This window comes from Thioalkalivibrio sp. ALE31, from assembly GCF_000377405.1.
Classification (GTDB): Bacteria; Pseudomonadota; Gammaproteobacteria; order Ectothiorhodospirales; family Ectothiorhodospiraceae; genus Thioalkalivibrio.
The window spans coordinates 643,408-660,619 of record NZ_KB905020.1 but is presented as its reverse complement, the minus strand read 5'-3'; the positions used below and the strand labels follow the sequence as shown (position 1 = coordinate 660,619).

The window sequence follows — 17,212 nt, the reverse complement described above, 5'->3', positions numbered from 1 at the left end:
TTCCGCGACCGTTCGAGACGGGCATGCGCCGGTCGGTGCCGGCCTGTCTCGGTTGCGACGGAACGATTTGTACGCGTGGCCGCGGGCCGCGTCCTTGGCCCGGAACCAAAAGGACTGAGCTGGCCGGATGCTCTACGCAATTCTCTCAACGTTCCTGCTGGCGGCAGCCGCCCCCGCGGTGCACCGCCTGACCGGCCGTGCCAGTGGCTGGGTGCTGGGTCTGTTGCCGGCCGCGTTGTTCGTCTATTTCCTGAGCTTTCTGCCGGCGGTCTCCAGTGGCGAGTCCATCGTGCTGGCCTGGCCCTGGCTGCCGGGGCTGGATATCCAGCTCTCGTTCCTGGTGGACGGGCTGTCGCTGCTGTTCGCGCTGCTGATCTCGGGCATCGGCTTCTTCATCGTCACCTACGCCGGGCGCTACCTCGAGGGGGACCGTGACCTCGGGCGCTTCTATGTGATCATCCTGGCCTTCATGGGCTCCATGCTGGGGCTGGTGCTGGCGGACAACCTGGTCGCGATGTTCGTGTTCTGGGAGCTGACCAGCATCACGTCCTATCTGCTGATCGGTTACAACCACGAGAACGCGGACGCCCGGAAGTACGCCCTGCAGGGCCTGTTCGTCACCGTGGGCGGCGGTCTGGCGCTGCTGGCCGGGATCATCATGCTGGCGATGGCCGGTGGTTCCTGGGAGCTGTCCGAGATCCTCAACAACGGCGACGTGGTGCGCGAGCATGCGCTGTACCTGCCGTTGTTGCTGCTGATCCTGATCGGCGCCTTCACCAAATCGGCGCAGGTCCCGTTCCATTTCTGGCTGCCGCGCGCGATGGCCGCGCCGACGCCGGTCTCGGCCTATCTGCATTCCGCGACCATGGTGAAGGCCGGCGTTTACCTGCTGGCGCGCTTGAACCCGTCGCTGGGCGGCACCGACATCTGGTTCACCACGCTGGCCCTGTTCGGCGCGGTCACCATGTTTACCGGTGTGTTCCTGGCGTTCCGCTCCACGGGCGTGAAGAAGGTGCTGGCGTACTCCACGGTGATGGCCCTGGGTACGCTGACCATGCTGATCGGGATCGGCACCGAGACCGCGCTGCTGGCGGCGATGGCCTTCCTGCTGGCGCACTCGCTGTACAAGGGCGCGCTGTTCATGGTCGCCGGTATCCTCGATCACGAGGCCGGTGCCAAGGATTTCCTGCAGACCGGGGGGCTGCGCAGCGCGCTGCCGGTCACGGCCGCGTTCGCGATTCTCGCGGCGCTGTCGTTGGGGGGTGTGATCCCGCTGTTCGGGTTCGTCGCCAAGGAGTTGATGCTGGAGGCCGTGCTCGATGCCCCGAGCCTGGGCGGCATCCTCGCGCTGCTGGCGGTGCTGACCGCGATCCTGGGGGTCGCGGTGGCCGCGATCGTCGGTATTCGCCCGTGGTTCGGGCCCAAGGTGGATACACCGAAGACGCCGCACCATGACGCTCCAGTGGCCATGCTCGCCGGCCCGGCGGTGCTTGCGAGTCTGGGGCTGATCTTCGGTCTCGGCCCGGGACTGGCGGACGAAGGCCTGATCAATGCCGCGGCGGCCAGCGTGCAGGGCGCGCCGGTGGATGGCTACCTGGCGCTGTGGCACGGGATCAACTGGCCGCTGGCGATCTCCGCGTTCAGCCTGGTGGCCGGTGGGGTGCTGTACTGGCGTTGGGAGCAGGCGCGCCGCGCGCTGGCGTGGGTGGATCGCGCGGCCGAATACGGCCCGGAGAAGGGCTACTTCAAGATGATGGACGGCCTGGTGGCACTGTCGGAGTGGCAGACCCGCGTGCTGCAGAACGGCTATCTGCGCTATTACGTGATCGTGATCGTCGCGATGACCGCGGGCCTGGTCGGGGTGACGGCGCAGCTGTTCGACGTCGGCGTGGGCGGCCTCGACTGGGCCGCGCTGAAGATCCACGAGGTCGCGATCCTGGCGATCCTGGTGGCCTCGATGCTGTTCGCGGTGCTGACGCGCTCGCGTCTGGGGGCGGTGGCGGCGCTGGGGTCGCTGGGCTTTACCGTGGCCCTGGTCTACGTGCTTTACAGCGCGGCGGATGTCGGTATTACCCAGGTGCTCGTCGAGACCCTGACCGTGATCCTGCTGGTGCTGGTGCTGTTCCGCCTGCCGGGTTTCTTGAACCTGTCGTCCACCGCGCTGCGGGTGCGCGATGCCGGGATCGCGCTGGTGATGGGCGGCATGATCACGCTGTTGATCCTGAGCACCCTGGATGCGCGCCTGTTCCCGTCGATCTCGCAGTACTTCATTGACGAGTCGGTGCCCTCCGGCTATGGCCGCAATATCGTCAACGTGGTCCTGGTGGACTTCCGTGCGCTGGATACGCTGGGCGAGATCTTCGTGCTGGCGCTGGCGGCGATCGGGGTGTACGCGATGCTGCGTTTCCGCGCGGAGGACCGCCGATGAACATGCATTCCCTGATCCTGCGCACCGCGGGGCATTTCCTGCTGCCGCTGCTGCTGCTGTTCTCCGTGTTCCTGCTGCTGCGCGGTCATGACGAACCGGGAGGCGGCTTCATCGGCGGCCTGGTCGCGGCCGCGGCGATCGTGCTGTATCTGTTCTCGATGGATATCCAGTCGGCGCGCAAGGTGCTGCGCGTGGACCCGCGCGACGTGCTGGGCGTTGGCATGGTGCTGGCCGTGATCAGCGCGATCCCCGGGGTGTTCCGCGGGGAGGCCTTCTTCACCGCCCAGTGGTGGGAGTTCACCGCGCCGCTGTTCGGCGAGATGAAGCTCTCCACCGTGCTGATCTTCGATATCGGGGTGTACCTGGTGGTAATCGGGTCCGTGCTGACCATCATGCTGAACCTCGCGGAGGCGGAAGACTGATGGAAGTCGTCATGGCCTTTGTGGTGGGCGGCCTGTATGCCGCGGCCATCTACATGATGCTGCGCCGCTCGATCGTGAAGCTGGTGATCGGGCTGGTACTGCTGTCGAATGCCGCCAACCTGCTGATCTTCACCGTGGCCGGCATGACCTCCGGTGCGCCGCCGCTGATCGCGCCGGGCGACACGGTGCCCGAGGGCGTATCCGCCGATCCGCTGGCCCAGGCCGTGGTGCTGACCGCGATCGTGATCGGGTTCGGGGTGCTGGCATTCGCCGTGGTGCTGATTCACCGCGCCTACGAGGTGGTGCAGGCCGATGACATGGATCAGATGAAGGACACCGATCGATGATGATGTCGGTAGCCCTTCCGGTCGTGCTGCCGCTGCTGTTCGGCGCATTGTCCGTAATGTTCTGGCGCTCGCACTTCGCGCAGCGCTCGCTTGGCGTGCTCGGCACCGGCGCAATGCTGGCAGTCTCCGTCTGGCTGCTGGCGGATACCTGGGAGCACGGCCATGTGGTGATGGAGATGGGCTCCTGGCCCGCTCCGTTCGGGATCGTGCTGGTGTCCGACATGCTGGCCGCGATCATGGTGGTGCTGACCGGGATCATCGGCTTCGCCACCGCGCTGTATTCGCTCTCCGGCATCGGCAAGATGTCGGAGAAGTTCGGCTACTACCCGCTGCTGCACCTGCTGCTGGCGGGGGTAAACGGCGCCTTCCTGACTGGCGACATCTTCAACCTCTACGTGTGGTTCGAGGTGATGCTGGTCGCGTCCTTCGCCCTGCTGATCCTGGGCGGGGAACGCGCGCAGATGGAGGGGGCGATCAAGTACGTCACCCTGAACCTGCTGTCGTCGATGATCTTCCTGACCGCGATCGGCCTGACCTATGGTCTGACCGGCACGCTGAACATGGCCGACATCGCGGACAAGCTGGCCACGGTGGAGGACACCGGGCTGATCACCGTGATCGCGATGCTGTACCTGGTCGCCTTCGGGGTGAAGGCGGCGGCGTTCCCGTTCTTCTTCTGGCTGCCGGCCTCCTATCACACGCCCAAGGTCGCGGTATCCGCGCTGTTCGCGGGTCTGCTGACCAAGGTCGGGGTATATGCGCTGTTCCGCGTGTTCACGCTGATCTTCAATCAGGACGTGGACTACACCCACGAGATCCTGCTGTGGGTCGCGGCCGCGACCATGCTGACCGGCGTGCTCGGGGCGGCGGCGCATTACGAGTTCCGGCGCATCCTGTCGTTCCACATCATCAGCCAGATCGGCTACATGATCATGGGGCTGGCGCTGTTTACGCCGCTGGCGCTGGTCGGCGGGGTGTTCTACATCATGCACCACATCATCGTGAAGGCGAATCTGTTCCTGATCAGCGGGATCACCTTCGTGATGAAGGGCACCCACGAGCTGAAGCAGATGGGCGGGATCTACCGCACGAATCCGATGCTGGGTGTGCTGTTCCTGATCCCGGCGTTGTCGCTGGCAGGGCTGCCGCCGCTGTCCGGGTTCTTCGCGAAGTTCATCATCATCCGCGCGGGCATCGAGGCCGAGGCCTACTGGGTGGTGGCGGTCGCGCTGGTGGTGGGGCTGCTGACGCTCTACTCGATGATCAAGATCTGGGCCGAGGTATTCTGGAAGGCGCAGCCGGAAGGCGTGGAGACCGATGACGTGACCTCCGGTCCGATGATCTGGATGTGGCTCCCGGTGATCATGCTGGCGCTGATGACCGTGGCCATTGGCCTGTACGGCGAGCCGATCTACCAGATGGCCCTGATGTCGGCCGAACAGCTGCTGGATCCGTCGCAGTATATTGAAGCGGTCCTCGGGGAGAGCCGCCCATGATCGCGCTGACCTGGAATATCGCGCTGGCCCTGATCTGGGTCTTTTTGACCGGGACGTTTACGACCGGGAACCTGCTGGTAGGCTTCTTCCTCGGCTACGTGCTGCTGGCGTTTGCGCTGCGCGACAAGCCCGGGTTTTCGAGTTACGCGCGGCGGGTGCCGAAGTTCATCGCCTTTATTGGCTACTTCCTCTGGGAGCTGTTCCTGTCCAATCTGAAGGTGGCGTATGACGTGATGACGCCGACCCACCACATGGTGCCGGGCGTGATCGCCTTCCCCCTGGATGCCAGGACCGATGGCGAGATCACCATCGTCGCCAACCTGATCTCGCTGACCCCGGGAACGCTGAGCCTCGACGTGTCCACCGACAAGAAGGTGCTGTACATCCACGTGATGTACATCGAGGATCGGGACGAGGTGATCCGCTCCATCAAGTACCTGGAACACCGCGCGCTGGAGGTCCTGCGCTAGGCGCAGGGGATGCAGATGTTCGATATCGCCATCATCGCTTCCAATGTGCTGCTGAGTATCGCCCTGCTGCTGGGGTTCTGGCGGCTGTATCTGGGGCCGACCCTGCCCGATCGCGTGGTCGCGCTGGAACTGATCGCATCGCTGACGATCGGCTTTATCGCGGTGTATGTAATCTCCAGCGGCCGCACCCCGTTCATCGACGTGGCGATGGTGCTGGCGCTGACCGCGTTCCTCGCGGCGGTCGGCTTTGCCCGTTACCTGGAGAAAGGGGGGCATCGCGACGATGACTGAGTTCTTCACGGGGCTGTTTCTGGTGGTGGGTGCGGCGTTCATGGTCGTGGCGGCGCTGGGCCTGGTGCGCATGCCCGACCTGCCGATGCGCCTGCACGCGACCACCAAGGCGGGCGTGCTGGGGGCTGGCCTGATGATGGTCGGGGTCGCGGTGTACTTCGGTGACGGCGGCGTGACCACGCGCGCGGTGGCGGTGATCGGCTTCCTGCTGCTGACCGCGCCGGTGGCCGCCCATGCGATCGGGCGCGCGGGTTATTTCGTCGGTGTCCCGCTGTGGGAACACAGCAAGACCGACGAGCTGAAGGGACGCTACGACGAGAAGACTCACACCCTGTCTTCGCCGCCGGAGATGCACGAGCCCGAGGATCGGGACGACGCATCGCGCTGAGACCGATGCTTTTCGGTATACCCAGCGAGCCCCGTGGCCATGCCGCGGGGTTCGTTCGTTTGGGGCCGGCGCGGCCGGCGCGAGAGGACACCCATCTGCGTTCGGAGGCCATGCGGTCACCCGGCCGGGGTGAAGCGCAGAGCCGGGATCTCCGGCGTCAGCAAGAGCCCGGATGCTTGAGATGACCCCCGGTTCAGCACACCCCGAAAATCGCAGGAGCCTGCTCGCAGGCGAAGCCCCTGCCAAAGTCAGACGTGGTCAGGGGAATTCGCCTGCAAGCAGGCTCCTGCAGGGCGTTATGGAGGCGCGACCAGGGCGGCCGACAAAAAAGCCGGGGCGTTAGGCCCCGGCAATGGGTACAGTCGTTGGAGAGACGACAGTTCCTTGTTCCGGGATCGCTCCCGGCATGCAGCTGTCAGGCCGCGTGGGTTTCCTTGGCCTGGCGGGCGGCCTTGGCCTGTTCCGGGTCGTAGGCCGCGCCGGACCAGAGCATCTCGTAGGCGATCTCCTCGTTCCCGTTCTCGCAAAGTTCCAGGACCTGCTGGAACAGGGGCTGGAAGGTCTCGCTCTGATGCGACGCCTCGTGTTCCTCGAAGCTGTTCCAGAAGGTAATGATCAGCGCTTCCTTGTCCTTCATCGGGCTCTCGACCGCCTGGCCGATCGTCGAGCCCTCGTTGGAGACCGCGCCGGAGTTCAGGGCGACAAAGCCGCCGACAAAGCCGGTATCCGAGTGGTAGGTCTTCACGTTCTCGCAGAGGACCGCGACACGCTCCTGCAGGTCGTCGATGGTGTACTCCGGCTTCAGGATCACGCGGTTGATGGTGACCACGCCGTCGGCCGGGAAGTTGTTGATCAGCTGGCTCATGACGTCCTCCTTTTGCAGGGGAAGGGTGCCCGTGGGCACGGGATAGTCATTCAGTTAGTAAGCAACTTCTAATTGAAGTTCCCGAGTACCGTACTCAGGAATTACTGCGTTCGCCAGAATGCCCCAAAAACCGGAGGGTCCGGTCCCGCGCGGGTGCGCAAGCAGGGCTTGCGTTGGCGGCGCGCGTTGGTTAGCTTATATTCCAACGAATATTGGAATGTGTGCGGTGTCCGGACGCGAACTCAAAGACCTCCTGTACGAACAGGTGGCCCGCATTGCCCGCGCGGCCGCCAGTCCCAAGCGGTTGGAGCTGATCGAGATCCTCGTGCAGGGGGAGAAGAGCGTCGAACAACTGGCGTCGGACGCGGAGATCAGTGTGAAGCTGGCCAGTGCCCACCTGAAGGAGCTGCGCCTTGCGCGGCTGGTGGAGGCCCGGCGCGAAGGCCGGTACATGTTCTACCGCCTGGTCGATCGGCATGTCGCCGATTTCTGGGTGATGCTGCGAACACTGGCCGAAGAACGGCTGCTGGAGCTGCAGGCCGCCACTCGAGAGATCGCCGAGGGTGCGGGCGATCTGGCCCCCATGGCGGGCGAACAGCTACTCGAGCGGGCGCGGCGCGGCGAGGTGATCGTGCTCGACGTACGTCCGGGCATGGAATACGCCAGGGCCCATCTCCCCTATGCCCGATCCATCCCCGTCAGCGAATTGCGCGACCGGCTGGGCGAATTGCCGACTGACCGCCCGGTGGTGGCGTACTGCCGAGGACCGTACTGCCTGATGGCCAGCGAGGCCGTCCAGATCCTGGGCCGGCACGGCATCCGGGCCAGCCGGCTCGAGGACGGCATCGCGGAGTGGCGCTACCACGGCCTGCCCGTGAGCGCCGATGAGGACAACCGACAAAAAGAACGCGACCGGTGAACGGTCCAGGAGGAGTGTCATGTTTTTTCATCAATTGCCCACCCGGGAGTCGTCGCTGTCCTACCTGTTCGGCTGTGGATCGCTGGGCAAGGCCATCGCGGTGGATGTCGTGGACGGGGACCAGGAATGGTTCCTGGAGCGGGCCGCCGAGGCGGGTGTTGCCATCACGCATGTGATCGACACGCATGTGCATGCCGATCACTATTCCGGTGGCCGTGACCTGGCCCGACGTGCCGGGGCGGAGTATTGCCTGCATGCGTCGGATCGTTCGGTGGTGGAGTTCGACTTCCATGCGCTGGAGGATGGCGATCGGCTCGAGGTCGGCAACGTCGAGGTCGAGGTGATCCATACCCCCGGTCACACGGAGGACAGCCTGTGTCTTCTGGTGACCGACAAACGCCGCGGGGACCAGCCCTGGTTCGTTCTTACGGGCGATACGCTGTTCATCGGCAGTGTTGGACGCCCCGATCTGGCCGGGCGGGAGCGCGAGATGGCGGGACGGTTGTTCGACAGCCTTCACGAGCGCCTCCTGGGCCTTCCGGACGAACTGGAGATCTATCCCGGTCACTATGCCGGCAGTGCCTGCGGCGCGGGGCTGTCCGGGAAGCCGTCGTCGACGCTCGGGTTCGAGAAGCGCTTCAACCCGGGGCTTGCGATCGGTGAGCGGGAGGCGTTCGTCGATTTTCTGACCCAGAACATCCCCCCGCGCCCGGTGGGAATGGATGCCTACGTCGCGGCGAATATCGCCTCCTGATCCGAGAGCAGAGGGACTCTTCATGACGGACCATCACAAGGCCGCGGAGGCCTACGCCCATCTGACGCACGGGATTCGGGAGAACCTCGGGCAGTTCGGTCAGCAGTTGATCCAGGTCTTCTTCGTTGGTCTGACCATCGGGATGATGCGCACGGTCGTGCCGGCGCTGGCGGAGAGCGAGTTCGGTGTGGCCGAGGGCTCGTTCATGCTGCTGACCGCGTTCGTGGTCGCCTTCGGGGTCGTGAAGGGGGCGCTCAACTTCGTTGCCGGGCGCCTGTCCGAGCGGCTGGGGCGCAAGACGGTCCTGATGCTGGGCTGGGTGGCGGCCATCCCGATCCCCTTCATGATCCTTTACGCACCGTCCTGGAGCTGGATCGTCGCGGCGACCGTCCTGCTGGGCGTGAACCAGGGGCTGGCGTGGTCGATGACGCAGACCGCCAAGATGGATATCACCCGCGCCGACGAGCGCGGTTTCACCATGGGCATGAACGAGTTCTCCGGGTATGTCGGGGTTGCCGTGGCGGGGATCGTGACCGGCTATATGGCGGCCGCGTTCGGGCCACGCTGGGGCCTGCTGATCTTCGGCCTGGTGGTGATCGCCCTGGCGATCGTGATGACCGCCGTGTTCGTGCGCGAGACCCTCGACTGGGCAAAGGCCGAGGGTGCCCGGCATGCGGCCGGTCAGTCCACCGGCCCGGTGCCGCGTTACCCGACGAATATCCCCGACACGCCGACGACCTGGCAGGTGTTCACCCTGATGTCCTGGCGTGACCGGCGCATGGCGGCGTTCAGCCAGGCCGGGCTGGTGGAGAAGTTCGTGGATGCGCTGGTCTGGGTGTTCTACCCGGTGTTCCTGTATCAGCAGGGGCTCAGTCTGGCGGCGATCGGCTGGGTCGTCGGGATCTACGGCTTCGTCTGGGGCGGTTCGCAGTTCCTTACCGGGCGTCTGTCCGATCACGTGGGGCGACGCCAGCCGATCATCTGGGGGATGTGGATCTGTGGCGGCGGGGTCGCCCTGACCCTGCTCGGCGAGGGCGTACTGTGGTGGTCCTTCGCGGCGGCGGTGACCGGGTTCGGCATGGCGCTGCTGTACCCGAACCTCAGTGCGGCGGTGGCGGACATTGCGCACCCGAACTGGCGCGGCTCGGCCATCGGTACCTACCGCTTCTGGCGCGATCTCGGCTACGGCGTTGGGGCCCTGGGCCTGGGCATCGTGGCCCACCTGGGCGGCTCGGTGATCTGGGGCTTCTGGTTCGTGGTGATCGCGATGTTTGCATCCGGTGCGCTGGTCTGGTGGTGGGGTGACGAGACGCATCCGCGCCTGAACCCCCGCGACGAGTAGTCCCCGCGTCGCGATTCGCCCGGCACAGCGTTACCAGCGGGCCTTGTCCCACATCTCGGGGTTGGCCCAGAACCGGGCGTTCAGCCAGTCGGGAGTGAGCTTGTAGTCGTACAGGCTGGTGCGATAGACCGCGTGATCCGGCGCGGCGGTCTCGGCTTCGGGGTCGCGCCGGAATCCGAGCGCCAGGAAGTCGTTCAGGTCCCAGCGTTGGTCGTCCAGCCGATGCAGAATCAGCACCTCGTCGGCCCAGCGGTCGCGCAGGCCGCCCAGCAGTTGTTGTCCGGTGGTCACATCCAGCGCGCTGAGGGTGTCCGGGAGCAGGACCAGCGGCACTCGTGGCTCGGGCGGATGCTCGAGAAACGCTGCCACCGTTTCCTGCTCCACATCCGGTGGACTGTCCGTGGTCTCAGGGGCGGCGACCAGCAGGAGGGTGCGCCCCTCGCGCAGGCGTCGCGGCAGGTTACGGCGCAGGACGTCGATGTCGATCAAGGGCTACCTCCCCGGCGTTCCGTGGCGTGTCGGCCCCGTCCCGGGGCCGTGTTCGTTATACTCTAAAGCACTCTCACTTCTACCGCGGACCCGTCAGAAGGAACCCTCTCCATGTCCAAGGAACTGCTGACCGAATTCCTCTCCAAGCACCCGATCTCGGCGTCCCTGACGCCGGCCGAGGTCGAAGTCCTGCTCGAGTACCTGGAAGTGGTGGAGACCCATCACAAGCAGGTGATCGCGGACATCGGCGAGGTCGGGGAGTCGCTGTTCTTCGTGGTCAGCGGGACCGCCGCGCTGTACCACGATGACGGCAGCCAGGAGATCGAGGTCGGTCGCATGCAGACCGGCGAACTGGCCGGGTCCATGTCGTTCTTCGACCGCGTGCCGCGCGGCGTGCGCATGCGTGCCCTGAGCGACAATACCCGCCTGTTGCGCCTGTCGCGCTCCATGTATGATCGCCTGCGCGTCGAGCAGCCGTACATCGCGGTGAACCTGCTCGAGTTTGCCATCATCAGCCTGGATCACCTGATCCGCCGGGTCTCCGAGGACGTGGCCACCTACGCCCACTATCTCTACTCCCCGGGCAAGAAGTAACCCCGGTCGCGGGCGGAGACTCTCGTGCTCGCCACCCTGCAGACGATCGCCGAGCACCTGCTGCTGCCGCCCGGTCTGGGCATCACGCTGACCCTTGTGGGCGTGGCCTTGTGGTGGGCCGACTGGCGGGGCGGGCGGGCGTTGCTCGCCCTGGGCCTGCTGGCGCTGGTGCTGCCGAGCCTGAACATCGTGGCCCAGCCGCTGGCCCACAGCATCGAGCGTGACCTGCGCGACGGCGTGATCGCGGTGGGCCGGGCCGATGCCATCGTGGTGCTGGGGGGTGGCCGCTGGCCCGGGCGCGCCGAGGACGGCGGGCGTGACGCCCTGAACCCGCGGACCCACGAGCGCCTGCGACATGCGGCGCGGCTGCACCGCGATACCGGGTTGCCGATCCTGGTCTCCGGCGGGCGTCCGGGTGCCTTGCCGGGCCGGCGCTCCGAGGCCGAGCTGATGGCGGCGAGCCTGCAGGGCGATCTGGGGGTGCCGGTGCGCTGGCTGGAGAACACCTCGCGCAACACCTGCGAGAACGCCTCCCACACCCGCCAGCGACTCCAGAACAGTGATGTGCAGCGGGTACTGGTGGTGACCCAGGCGCTGCATCTGCCGCGTGCACTGGCCTGCTTCGAGCGCGCGGGACTGGCCGCCGACCCGGCCCCGGCCGGCTTTCGCGGCCCGACCGGCGACCCGATGCGGGTCGAGGACTTCCTGCCGCGACTGGACGCCCTGGAGACCTCCCGCTTCGCCCTGCGCGAGTGGGTGGCGCGTCTGGCGCGCCCGCTGCGCGATCGCCTGCCGGAGCGGGGCGACCCGGCCTGATGCACGCGCGGCGCGGTGCACCGGGCGGGATTGCCGCGGCGGCCGGGCTGGTGTTTTTCCTGCTGGCGGGGTCGGTGATGGCCTCCGAGGCCGCATCGGCTGGCGGCGGTATCCAGCTCGACCTGCAGATCGAATCCCTGCTGCGCGAGGATCTCGATGCCCGTGGGCTGAGCACGCGGGTGCAATGGACGCGCGAAGGCCTGTCGCTGGAAATCCGCGCGGAACGCGTCGAGCTTCCCGCCCCGATCGGGACCCTGCGACGACTGCGGGTGGAATGTGGCGACCTGCGGCTCGGCCGTACCGAGGTCCGCTGCGAGGCCGCCCGACTCTGGGGGGATGCCGGGGATCTGGACCTGCGCGGCGCGCGGGTGCGCCTGGTCTGGGGCCGCGAGAGCGGTCAGCTGACCCTGGCGGGCGCCTGGCCGGGCTGGTTCGGGGCCAGCGGGGATGTTCGTGTGCACCGCGACCCGGCGCGCGGCTGGGATGTGCGGGCCGATCTCGACGGCATTGATCTGGCGGCGCTGGCCGCCTCCCCGCGCCTGCCGATGGAGCTGCCCGTGCACCTTGGCCAGGGCCGGGCGGATGTCGCGCTGCGCTGGCGTGAACGCGGCCGTTCGGAAGGCACCCTGCGGGTCCATGACCTCGCCTTCAGCGATGACCTTGGGCTCCAGGCGGGCGAGGAGCTGGATGCGCGACTGTGGGTCGCGGGGGACGCGAACGGCTGGGATGTGGAGGCGGCCGTGACGGCAGGCGTGGTGTTCGTGGATCCCTGGTTCGTGGATCTCGACGCCGAGGGGCCGGTCGTGCTGGAGGCCCGTGGCCTGGTGGCGGACGCCGACAACGGCTCGGCGCGCACGGATTTGCTCTCGCTGGACTATGGGGCGGCGGCGGCCCTGCAGGGGCAGGACCTGGCGTTCGCGCCCGGGCGCGGGCTGGAGGGCCGGGTCCAGGCGGAGATCGCGGCGCTGGGGGTGATCTACGACACCCTGCTGTCGCCCTGGCTGGTGGGGACCCCGCTGGGCGAGCTGGATGTCGCGGGTCACCTGGCGGGCGAGATCGAACTGCAGGATTCCATGCCGCGTTACATGCGTGCGGAGTGGTCCGGGGTGGAGGCGCAGGATCGCCGGGGACGCTTCGGTCTCAGTGGGGCGCGGGGTGGTCTCGACTGGTCGGACACGGTGCCGGGCGGTCCGGGGCGCATCGAAGTGGATGCCGCCCATCTCTACGGGCTCCCGTTCGATGCCTTCAGCGCGCAGGTGCGGGCGCGGCCACAGGGACTGGAGTTACTGGAGGCGACCGAGATCCCGATCCTCGATGGTGGGCTGCGGGTCGGGGCCTTCAGTCTGCAGCAGACGGAGACCGGGCCGGATGTGCAGTTTCAGGGCGGCATCCGGGCCATCAGCCTGGAGCCGTTGACCGAGGTGCTGGGATGGCCCCGGTTCTCCGGGCAGGTGGCGGGAATGATCCCGCGCGTCCGCCTGGAGGATGGCGACCTGAACGTGGACGGGCGGTTGCTGGTGCAGGTGTTTGACGGCGAGGTGGTGTTGCGCGATGTCTACATCCACGATCTGTTCGGCTACGCCCCGGAGCTGGGGCTGTCGACGCAGATTCAGCGCCTGGATCTGGAACTGGTCACCCGTGCCTTCGATTTCGGGCGTATCCAGGGCCGTCTGTCGGGCCACGTGAACGACCTGGTGATGGTGGACTGGTCGCCGGTGCATATGGATCTGGAGCTGATGACGCCGATGGACGCGCCGGGGCGGCGGCGCATCAGCCAGCGCGCGGTGGAAAACATCACCGAGCTGGGCGGCGGGATCCAGGCGGCGGCGTCGTCGATCTTTCTGCGCTTCTTCGAGAACTTCAGCTATCGCCGCCTGGGTTTCCGTTGCGAGCTGCGCGGGGACGTATGCACCGCCTCCGGCGTCGCGGATCGCCCCGATGACGGGTTCGTACTGGTCCAGGGTGGCGGGCTGCCGCAGATCCAGGTGATCGGGTACAACCGGCGGGTCGACTGGCCGGAGCTGATCAACCGCCTGGCCACGATCCAGGCGGGCGAGGGCCCGGTGGTGCAGTAACCACGCATTCAGCGTTTGGTTGCCATTCAGGATGATGGTGTAGATTGGGCACATGCGGGACGGACCCGCTCGAACAAGGGATGACAGGCATGAAGGCTTTGTGGAGTGTTCCGGGACTGGCGCTGGTGTTTGCCCTGCTGGCCGGCTGCGTGACCATCAATATCTACTTCCCCACCGCCGCGGCGGAGGAGGCGGCGCGCGCCATCGTGCGCGACGCGCTGCAGGTGCCGGACAGCGAGGCCGCGCCGCAGTCCGAGTCCGGCGCGCAGCTTCCGGCCCAGCCGCGTCATGCCGGGGCCGCGACGGGCAGCACGCCGGTGCTGGCCTGGGTGCTGGAGCGTCTGGTCAGCCCGGCCGCGGCGCAGAGCCCGGACCTGCAGATCGAGACCCCGGCGATCAATCGCATCCGGGCCTCGATGCGCGAGCGGGCGCCGCAGCTGGCGCCGCATTTCCGCAGCGGGGCGATCGGGTTCGGCAACAACGGCGACGTGGTGATCCGCGACCTCTCCGAGGTGCCGCTGCGGGACCGCAGCACCGTACAGCGCCTGGTCAGCGAGGAGAACTCCGACCGCGATTCGCTCTACCGCGAGATCGCGCGCGCCAATGATCGCCCGGACTGGGAACGCCAGATCCGCGAGACCTTTGCCCGTGTCTGGGTGGAAGAGGCCCCGGCGGGCTACTGGTACCAGGACCGTAACGGCCAGTGGCGGCAGAAGTAGGGCCTGGTGACGGGGCCACATACCCAGGGGAGTGATGCGTGGCGGGCGTAGCCTGGGCCGAACGCCTGGATGCCCGCCGGCGCCAGCTGATCGAGCTGGTCCAGGACACAGACCTGTCGGCGCTGCCCTGGTGGAAGGCGGTCCCGCTGGGTGTCGTGCGGGGCCTGTTCGGCCTGGTCCGCGAGGTATCCGAGGGCCAGCTGACGCTGCGGGCGATGAGTCTGGTCTACACCACGCTGCTGTCGATGGTGCCGCTGCTGGCGCTGTCGTTCTCGGTGCTCAAGGCCTTTGGTGCCCACAATGCGGTGGAGCCGTTCCTGCTGGGCGTGCTCGAGCCGCTGGGCGAGCAGGGGGTGGAGATCGCCCACAACGTGCTCGACTTTGTCGACAATATGCGCGTGGGCGTGCTCGGCTTCGTGGGCCTGCTGTTCCTCGTGTACACCGTGATCGCACTGGTGCAGAAGATCGAGCTGGCCTTCAACACCATCTGGCGGGTAGAGAACAGCCGCAGCCTGGCCCAGCGCTTTTCCAACTACCTGTCGGTGATCCTGATTGGTCCGGTGCTGGTGGTCTCGGCGCTGGGGCTGACCGCCACGGTGATGTCATCGGCCGCGATGCAGGCGATTGCCGGGGTCGAACCCTTCGGCATGCTGATTACCGAGATCTCGCGGCTGGTGCCGTACATCCTGATCATCTCCGCGTTCGCGTTCATCTACGTGTTCGTGCCGAACACCCGGGTCAAGATCCTCCCGGCGCTGATCGGCGCGGTGGTGGCCGGTTTCCTGTGGCAGAGCGTGGGCTGGGTATTCGCCAACATGGTGGCGGGTTCAACGCGCTATGCGGCGATCTATTCCAGCTTCGCCATCATGATCATGCTGCTGATCTGGATCTACCTCGCCTGGCTGATCCTGCTGATCGGGGCCAATGTCGCCTTCTTCGTCCAGCACCCGGAGTACATGAACGTGCGCGGCATCCGCCTGCGCCTGTCCGGGGCGGCACGCGAACGCATGGGGCTGCACCTGATGCAGCAGGTTGGCCAGCGCTTCCACGACGGGCGCCCGGCACCGACCCTGGACGAGGTGGCGGCGACCCTGGCGGTGCCGGGCAATGCCCTGGGTGATGCGGCGCGCCGGCTGGAAGAAGCCGGTCTGCTGTTGAAGGCGGGAAGCGAGGGCCAGCATCTGGTACCGGCCCGCGACCTGGACGCGATCCGCGTGGACGAAATCCTGGATGCGCTGCGCGAGGACAGCGATGATCACGCCATTCGTCGTCTGCGCGGCAGCCTGAGTGTGGAGACGACGCTGAAAGAGGTGGATCAGGCGCGCGAGGAGCGCCTGAACGGGCGCACCCTGCGCGACCTGCTGGCGCGCCCCGATGCCAGCGCCGCGGCGGAGACCGCCTGACACCCGGCCACGCTGGGGCCAGGTTTGGGGTCAGGAACGGGCCGCCTCGGCGTCCAGCCGCTGCTGGGCCCGTTCCATCAGCTGGCCCGACACCCGGTCGACCAGCGACTGGGCCGCGCGCCGCACGGCCGCGTCGAGCAGCGGGTTCAGCTTGTACTCCAGTTCGAACTCCACGCGCGTGCGGTCCTCGCCCTCGGGGCTCAGGCGGTAGCTGCCCCGGTTCTGCACCCCGCGGATGGAGCGCCAGGCAAAGTGCTCCGGCGCGATCGCGGTGCAGACCTCGACATCGAAATCCATGCGCATCCCGGCGGCCCGAATGGTCCAGCGATAGCAGTCGTCACCCAGGCACTCGATATGCTCGACGTGGTCGCACAGGTCGACAAAGTTGGGCACGTGACTCAGCAACTCGAAGACCCGTTCCGGCTCGGCGCGCAGGGAAGTGGCGTGGGAGATGGTTCGCATGGCGCAGTCTTCTTGGCTAAAGGCTTTCCGTTTAAGAGCCTGGCCCCGGTCGGGGGTTCCCTGCAAGCCATGCGGGAACTACACGAGCGTGTACATTCACCGCTGTTTCCCGAGGGAAACACTGATTAATGTGCACGCTCGCGCTCGAGTCGCTTTTGCGTGCGAACAAGGCGCGGTGACTGCCGTGCAGTCATTCTGCACAAGGGAGCCGCAACGCCGTTCCCGCGCCCGTTTTTGTCAACAACGGGCGGCCGAGCCCCTTCGTTCAATAGGTTGTGGGGTTGGCACCCCAGGTTCCCCGATCCTGCGTTGCGCCCCGAATCCATCGAAAACGGGCGGGTAGAACCACTACCCGCCGCACGACGCGCCTGGTCTCGAAGAACCTGGGGTGCCAACGCGAGTGTGTACATTGATCAGTGTTTCCCTAGGATAAGGGTCTTTTCCGGATAAACGGATCTCCGTATGAATCCAGCGTCCCAAGGGCCCGTGCCCGACTTCCTGCAACGTTTCGAGGCCGGTTCCACCGGCATCCTGTACTGGGAGCAGCTGGAGCGGCTGTGGACGCTGCTGCGCGACCGCGCCGATGGCGGCTGGTACGTCTACGCGGTAGGGGATACCGTGCCCGTGGAACCGGTCTCCGCAGAGGATTTCCGGCGTTTCATCGACGAGGTCGACACCCTGTTGCGGCAGGATCACGACGAGGACTACTGCGGGATCGTCTACGTCGATGACCGCGAGGCGCCGGAATTCGTGAAGATCTTCGACCCCAACAACCTCGGCTCCAGCTGCGGCTCCTCGGGGCTGCGGGTGCTGCCGGGCTGGGTGCTGTCGCGCGTGCCGCCGGTGGACCTGGAGGCGGCGATGCCGCCGACCGGGAGCCGCCGGCGCTGGTGGCAGCGTCTGTTCGGCGGGGCGAAATGAGTACCACCGGT

Annotated in this window: 19 protein-coding genes; 16 read left to right on the top strand and 3 right to left on the bottom strand. The window is 66.7% G+C overall.

Features of this window, described 5'->3' with window-relative positions; all coding sequences use genetic code 11:
• Positions 1-127 precede the first annotated feature (127 nt).
• Genes D103_RS0103055 through mnhG form a run of 7 tightly spaced genes read left to right on the top strand, consistent with a single transcriptional unit; the run spans position 128 to position 5,842 of the window.
• Positions 128-2,428: a putative monovalent cation/H+ antiporter subunit A gene (locus tag D103_RS0103055; protein WP_018875776.1), complete on the top strand. Its 2,301-nt coding sequence runs from the start codon at positions 128-130 to the stop codon at positions 2,426-2,428.
• Positions 2,425-2,850: a Na+/H+ antiporter subunit B gene (locus D103_RS0103050; RefSeq protein ID WP_017942333.1), complete on the top strand. Its 426-nt coding sequence runs from the start codon at positions 2,425-2,427 to the stop codon at positions 2,848-2,850. The genes D103_RS0103055 and D103_RS0103050 overlap by 4 nt, the downstream gene beginning before the upstream one ends.
• Positions 2,850-3,197, top strand: coding sequence for a Na+/H+ antiporter subunit C (locus D103_RS0103045; RefSeq protein ID WP_018866906.1), 348 nt, complete (start codon positions 2,850-2,852; stop codon positions 3,195-3,197). The genes D103_RS0103050 and D103_RS0103045 overlap by 1 nt, the downstream gene beginning before the upstream one ends.
• Entirely contained in the window at positions 3,194-4,693 is a 1,500-nt protein-coding gene (locus D103_RS0103040) for a Na+/H+ antiporter subunit D (RefSeq protein ID WP_018875775.1), read from the top strand. The genes D103_RS0103045 and D103_RS0103040 overlap by 4 nt, the downstream gene beginning before the upstream one ends.
• Complete coding sequence (locus D103_RS0103035; protein WP_018875774.1) at positions 4,690-5,163, top strand: Na+/H+ antiporter subunit E; 474 nt, start codon at positions 4,690-4,692, stop codon at positions 5,161-5,163. The genes D103_RS0103040 and D103_RS0103035 overlap by 4 nt, the downstream gene beginning before the upstream one ends.
• A gap of 15 nt (positions 5,164-5,178) precedes the next feature.
• Positions 5,179-5,454 carry a monovalent cation/H+ antiporter complex subunit F gene (locus D103_RS0103030; protein WP_026279247.1) on the top strand — a complete coding sequence of 92 codons (276 nt, stop codon included), beginning with the start codon at positions 5,179-5,181 and terminating at the stop codon, positions 5,452-5,454.
• On the top strand, positions 5,447-5,842 hold the full coding sequence (gene mnhG, locus D103_RS0103025) for a monovalent cation/H(+) antiporter subunit G (protein ID WP_018866902.1): 396 nt from the start codon (positions 5,447-5,449) through the stop codon (positions 5,840-5,842). Before D103_RS0103030 ends, mnhG begins: the two co-directional genes overlap by 8 nt.
• Positions 5,843-6,257: 415 nt before the next feature.
• Here mnhG and D103_RS0103020 read toward each other — a convergent pair whose 3' ends face one another.
• Positions 6,258-6,707, bottom strand: a complete 450-nt coding sequence (locus D103_RS0103020; protein WP_018866901.1) for a hypothetical protein — start codon at positions 6,705-6,707, stop codon at positions 6,258-6,260.
• Positions 6,708-6,924: 217 nt separating this feature from the next.
• Between D103_RS0103020 and D103_RS0103015 the strand changes: the two genes are divergently transcribed.
• From D103_RS0103015 to D103_RS0103005, 3 genes are read left to right on the top strand one after another with little or no spacing between them, the layout of a single operon-like run.
• Positions 6,925-7,626 (top strand): metalloregulator ArsR/SmtB family transcription factor, encoded by a 702-nt coding sequence (locus D103_RS0103015; protein WP_018875773.1) that lies wholly within the window; start codon positions 6,925-6,927, stop codon positions 7,624-7,626.
• Positions 7,627-7,645: 19 nt separating this feature from the next.
• Positions 7,646-8,380 (top strand): MBL fold metallo-hydrolase, encoded by a 735-nt coding sequence (locus D103_RS0103010; protein ID WP_018866899.1) that lies wholly within the window; start codon positions 7,646-7,648, stop codon positions 8,378-8,380.
• 22 nt (positions 8,381-8,402) lie between these two features.
• Positions 8,403-9,722, top strand: a complete 1,320-nt coding sequence (locus tag D103_RS0103005; RefSeq protein WP_018875772.1) for an MFS transporter — start codon at positions 8,403-8,405, stop codon at positions 9,720-9,722.
• A 30-nt stretch (positions 9,723-9,752) separates the two neighbouring features.
• Here the strand turns inward: D103_RS0103005 and D103_RS0103000 are convergent, their stop codons facing one another.
• Entirely contained in the window at positions 9,753-10,211 is a 459-nt protein-coding gene (locus D103_RS0103000; RefSeq protein ID WP_018866897.1) for a DUF6231 family protein, read from the bottom strand.
• A 111-nt stretch (positions 10,212-10,322) separates the two neighbouring features.
• On the opposite strand from D103_RS0103000, the gene D103_RS0102995 reads away from it, so the two are divergent.
• The 5 genes from D103_RS0102995 (at position 10,323) to D103_RS0102975 (ending at position 15,818) form a co-directional block, all read left to right on the top strand.
• Positions 10,323-10,805 (top strand): Crp/Fnr family transcriptional regulator, encoded by a 483-nt coding sequence (locus tag D103_RS0102995; protein ID WP_018866896.1) that lies wholly within the window; start codon positions 10,323-10,325, stop codon positions 10,803-10,805.
• Positions 10,806-10,829: 24 nt separating this feature from the next.
• A complete protein-coding gene (locus D103_RS0102990; RefSeq protein WP_018875771.1) occupies positions 10,830-11,621 on the top strand; it encodes a YdcF family protein in 792 nt (263 codons plus the stop codon).
• A complete protein-coding gene (locus D103_RS0102985; protein WP_018875770.1) occupies positions 11,621-13,696 on the top strand; it encodes a hypothetical protein in 2,076 nt (691 codons plus the stop codon). Before D103_RS0102990 ends, D103_RS0102985 begins: the two co-directional genes overlap by 1 nt.
• Before the next feature lie 89 nt (positions 13,697-13,785).
• A complete protein-coding gene (locus D103_RS0102980; protein WP_018875769.1) occupies positions 13,786-14,415 on the top strand; it encodes a YdbL family protein in 630 nt (209 codons plus the stop codon).
• 38 nt (positions 14,416-14,453) lie between these two features.
• Entirely contained in the window at positions 14,454-15,818 is a 1,365-nt protein-coding gene (locus D103_RS0102975; RefSeq protein ID WP_018875768.1) for a YihY/virulence factor BrkB family protein, read from the top strand.
• Between the two features lie 30 nt (positions 15,819-15,848).
• Here D103_RS0102975 and D103_RS0102970 read toward each other — a convergent pair whose 3' ends face one another.
• Positions 15,849-16,280, bottom strand: coding sequence for an SRPBCC family protein (locus D103_RS0102970; RefSeq protein ID WP_018875767.1), 432 nt, complete (start codon positions 16,278-16,280; stop codon positions 15,849-15,851).
• Positions 16,281-16,742: 462 nt separating this feature from the next.
• Between D103_RS0102970 and D103_RS0102965 the strand changes: the two genes are divergently transcribed.
• Positions 16,743-17,201: a hypothetical protein gene (locus tag D103_RS0102965; RefSeq protein WP_026280247.1), complete on the top strand. Its 459-nt coding sequence runs from the start codon at positions 16,743-16,745 to the stop codon at positions 17,199-17,201.
• The last annotated feature ends 11 nt before the right edge of the window (positions 17,202-17,212 follow it).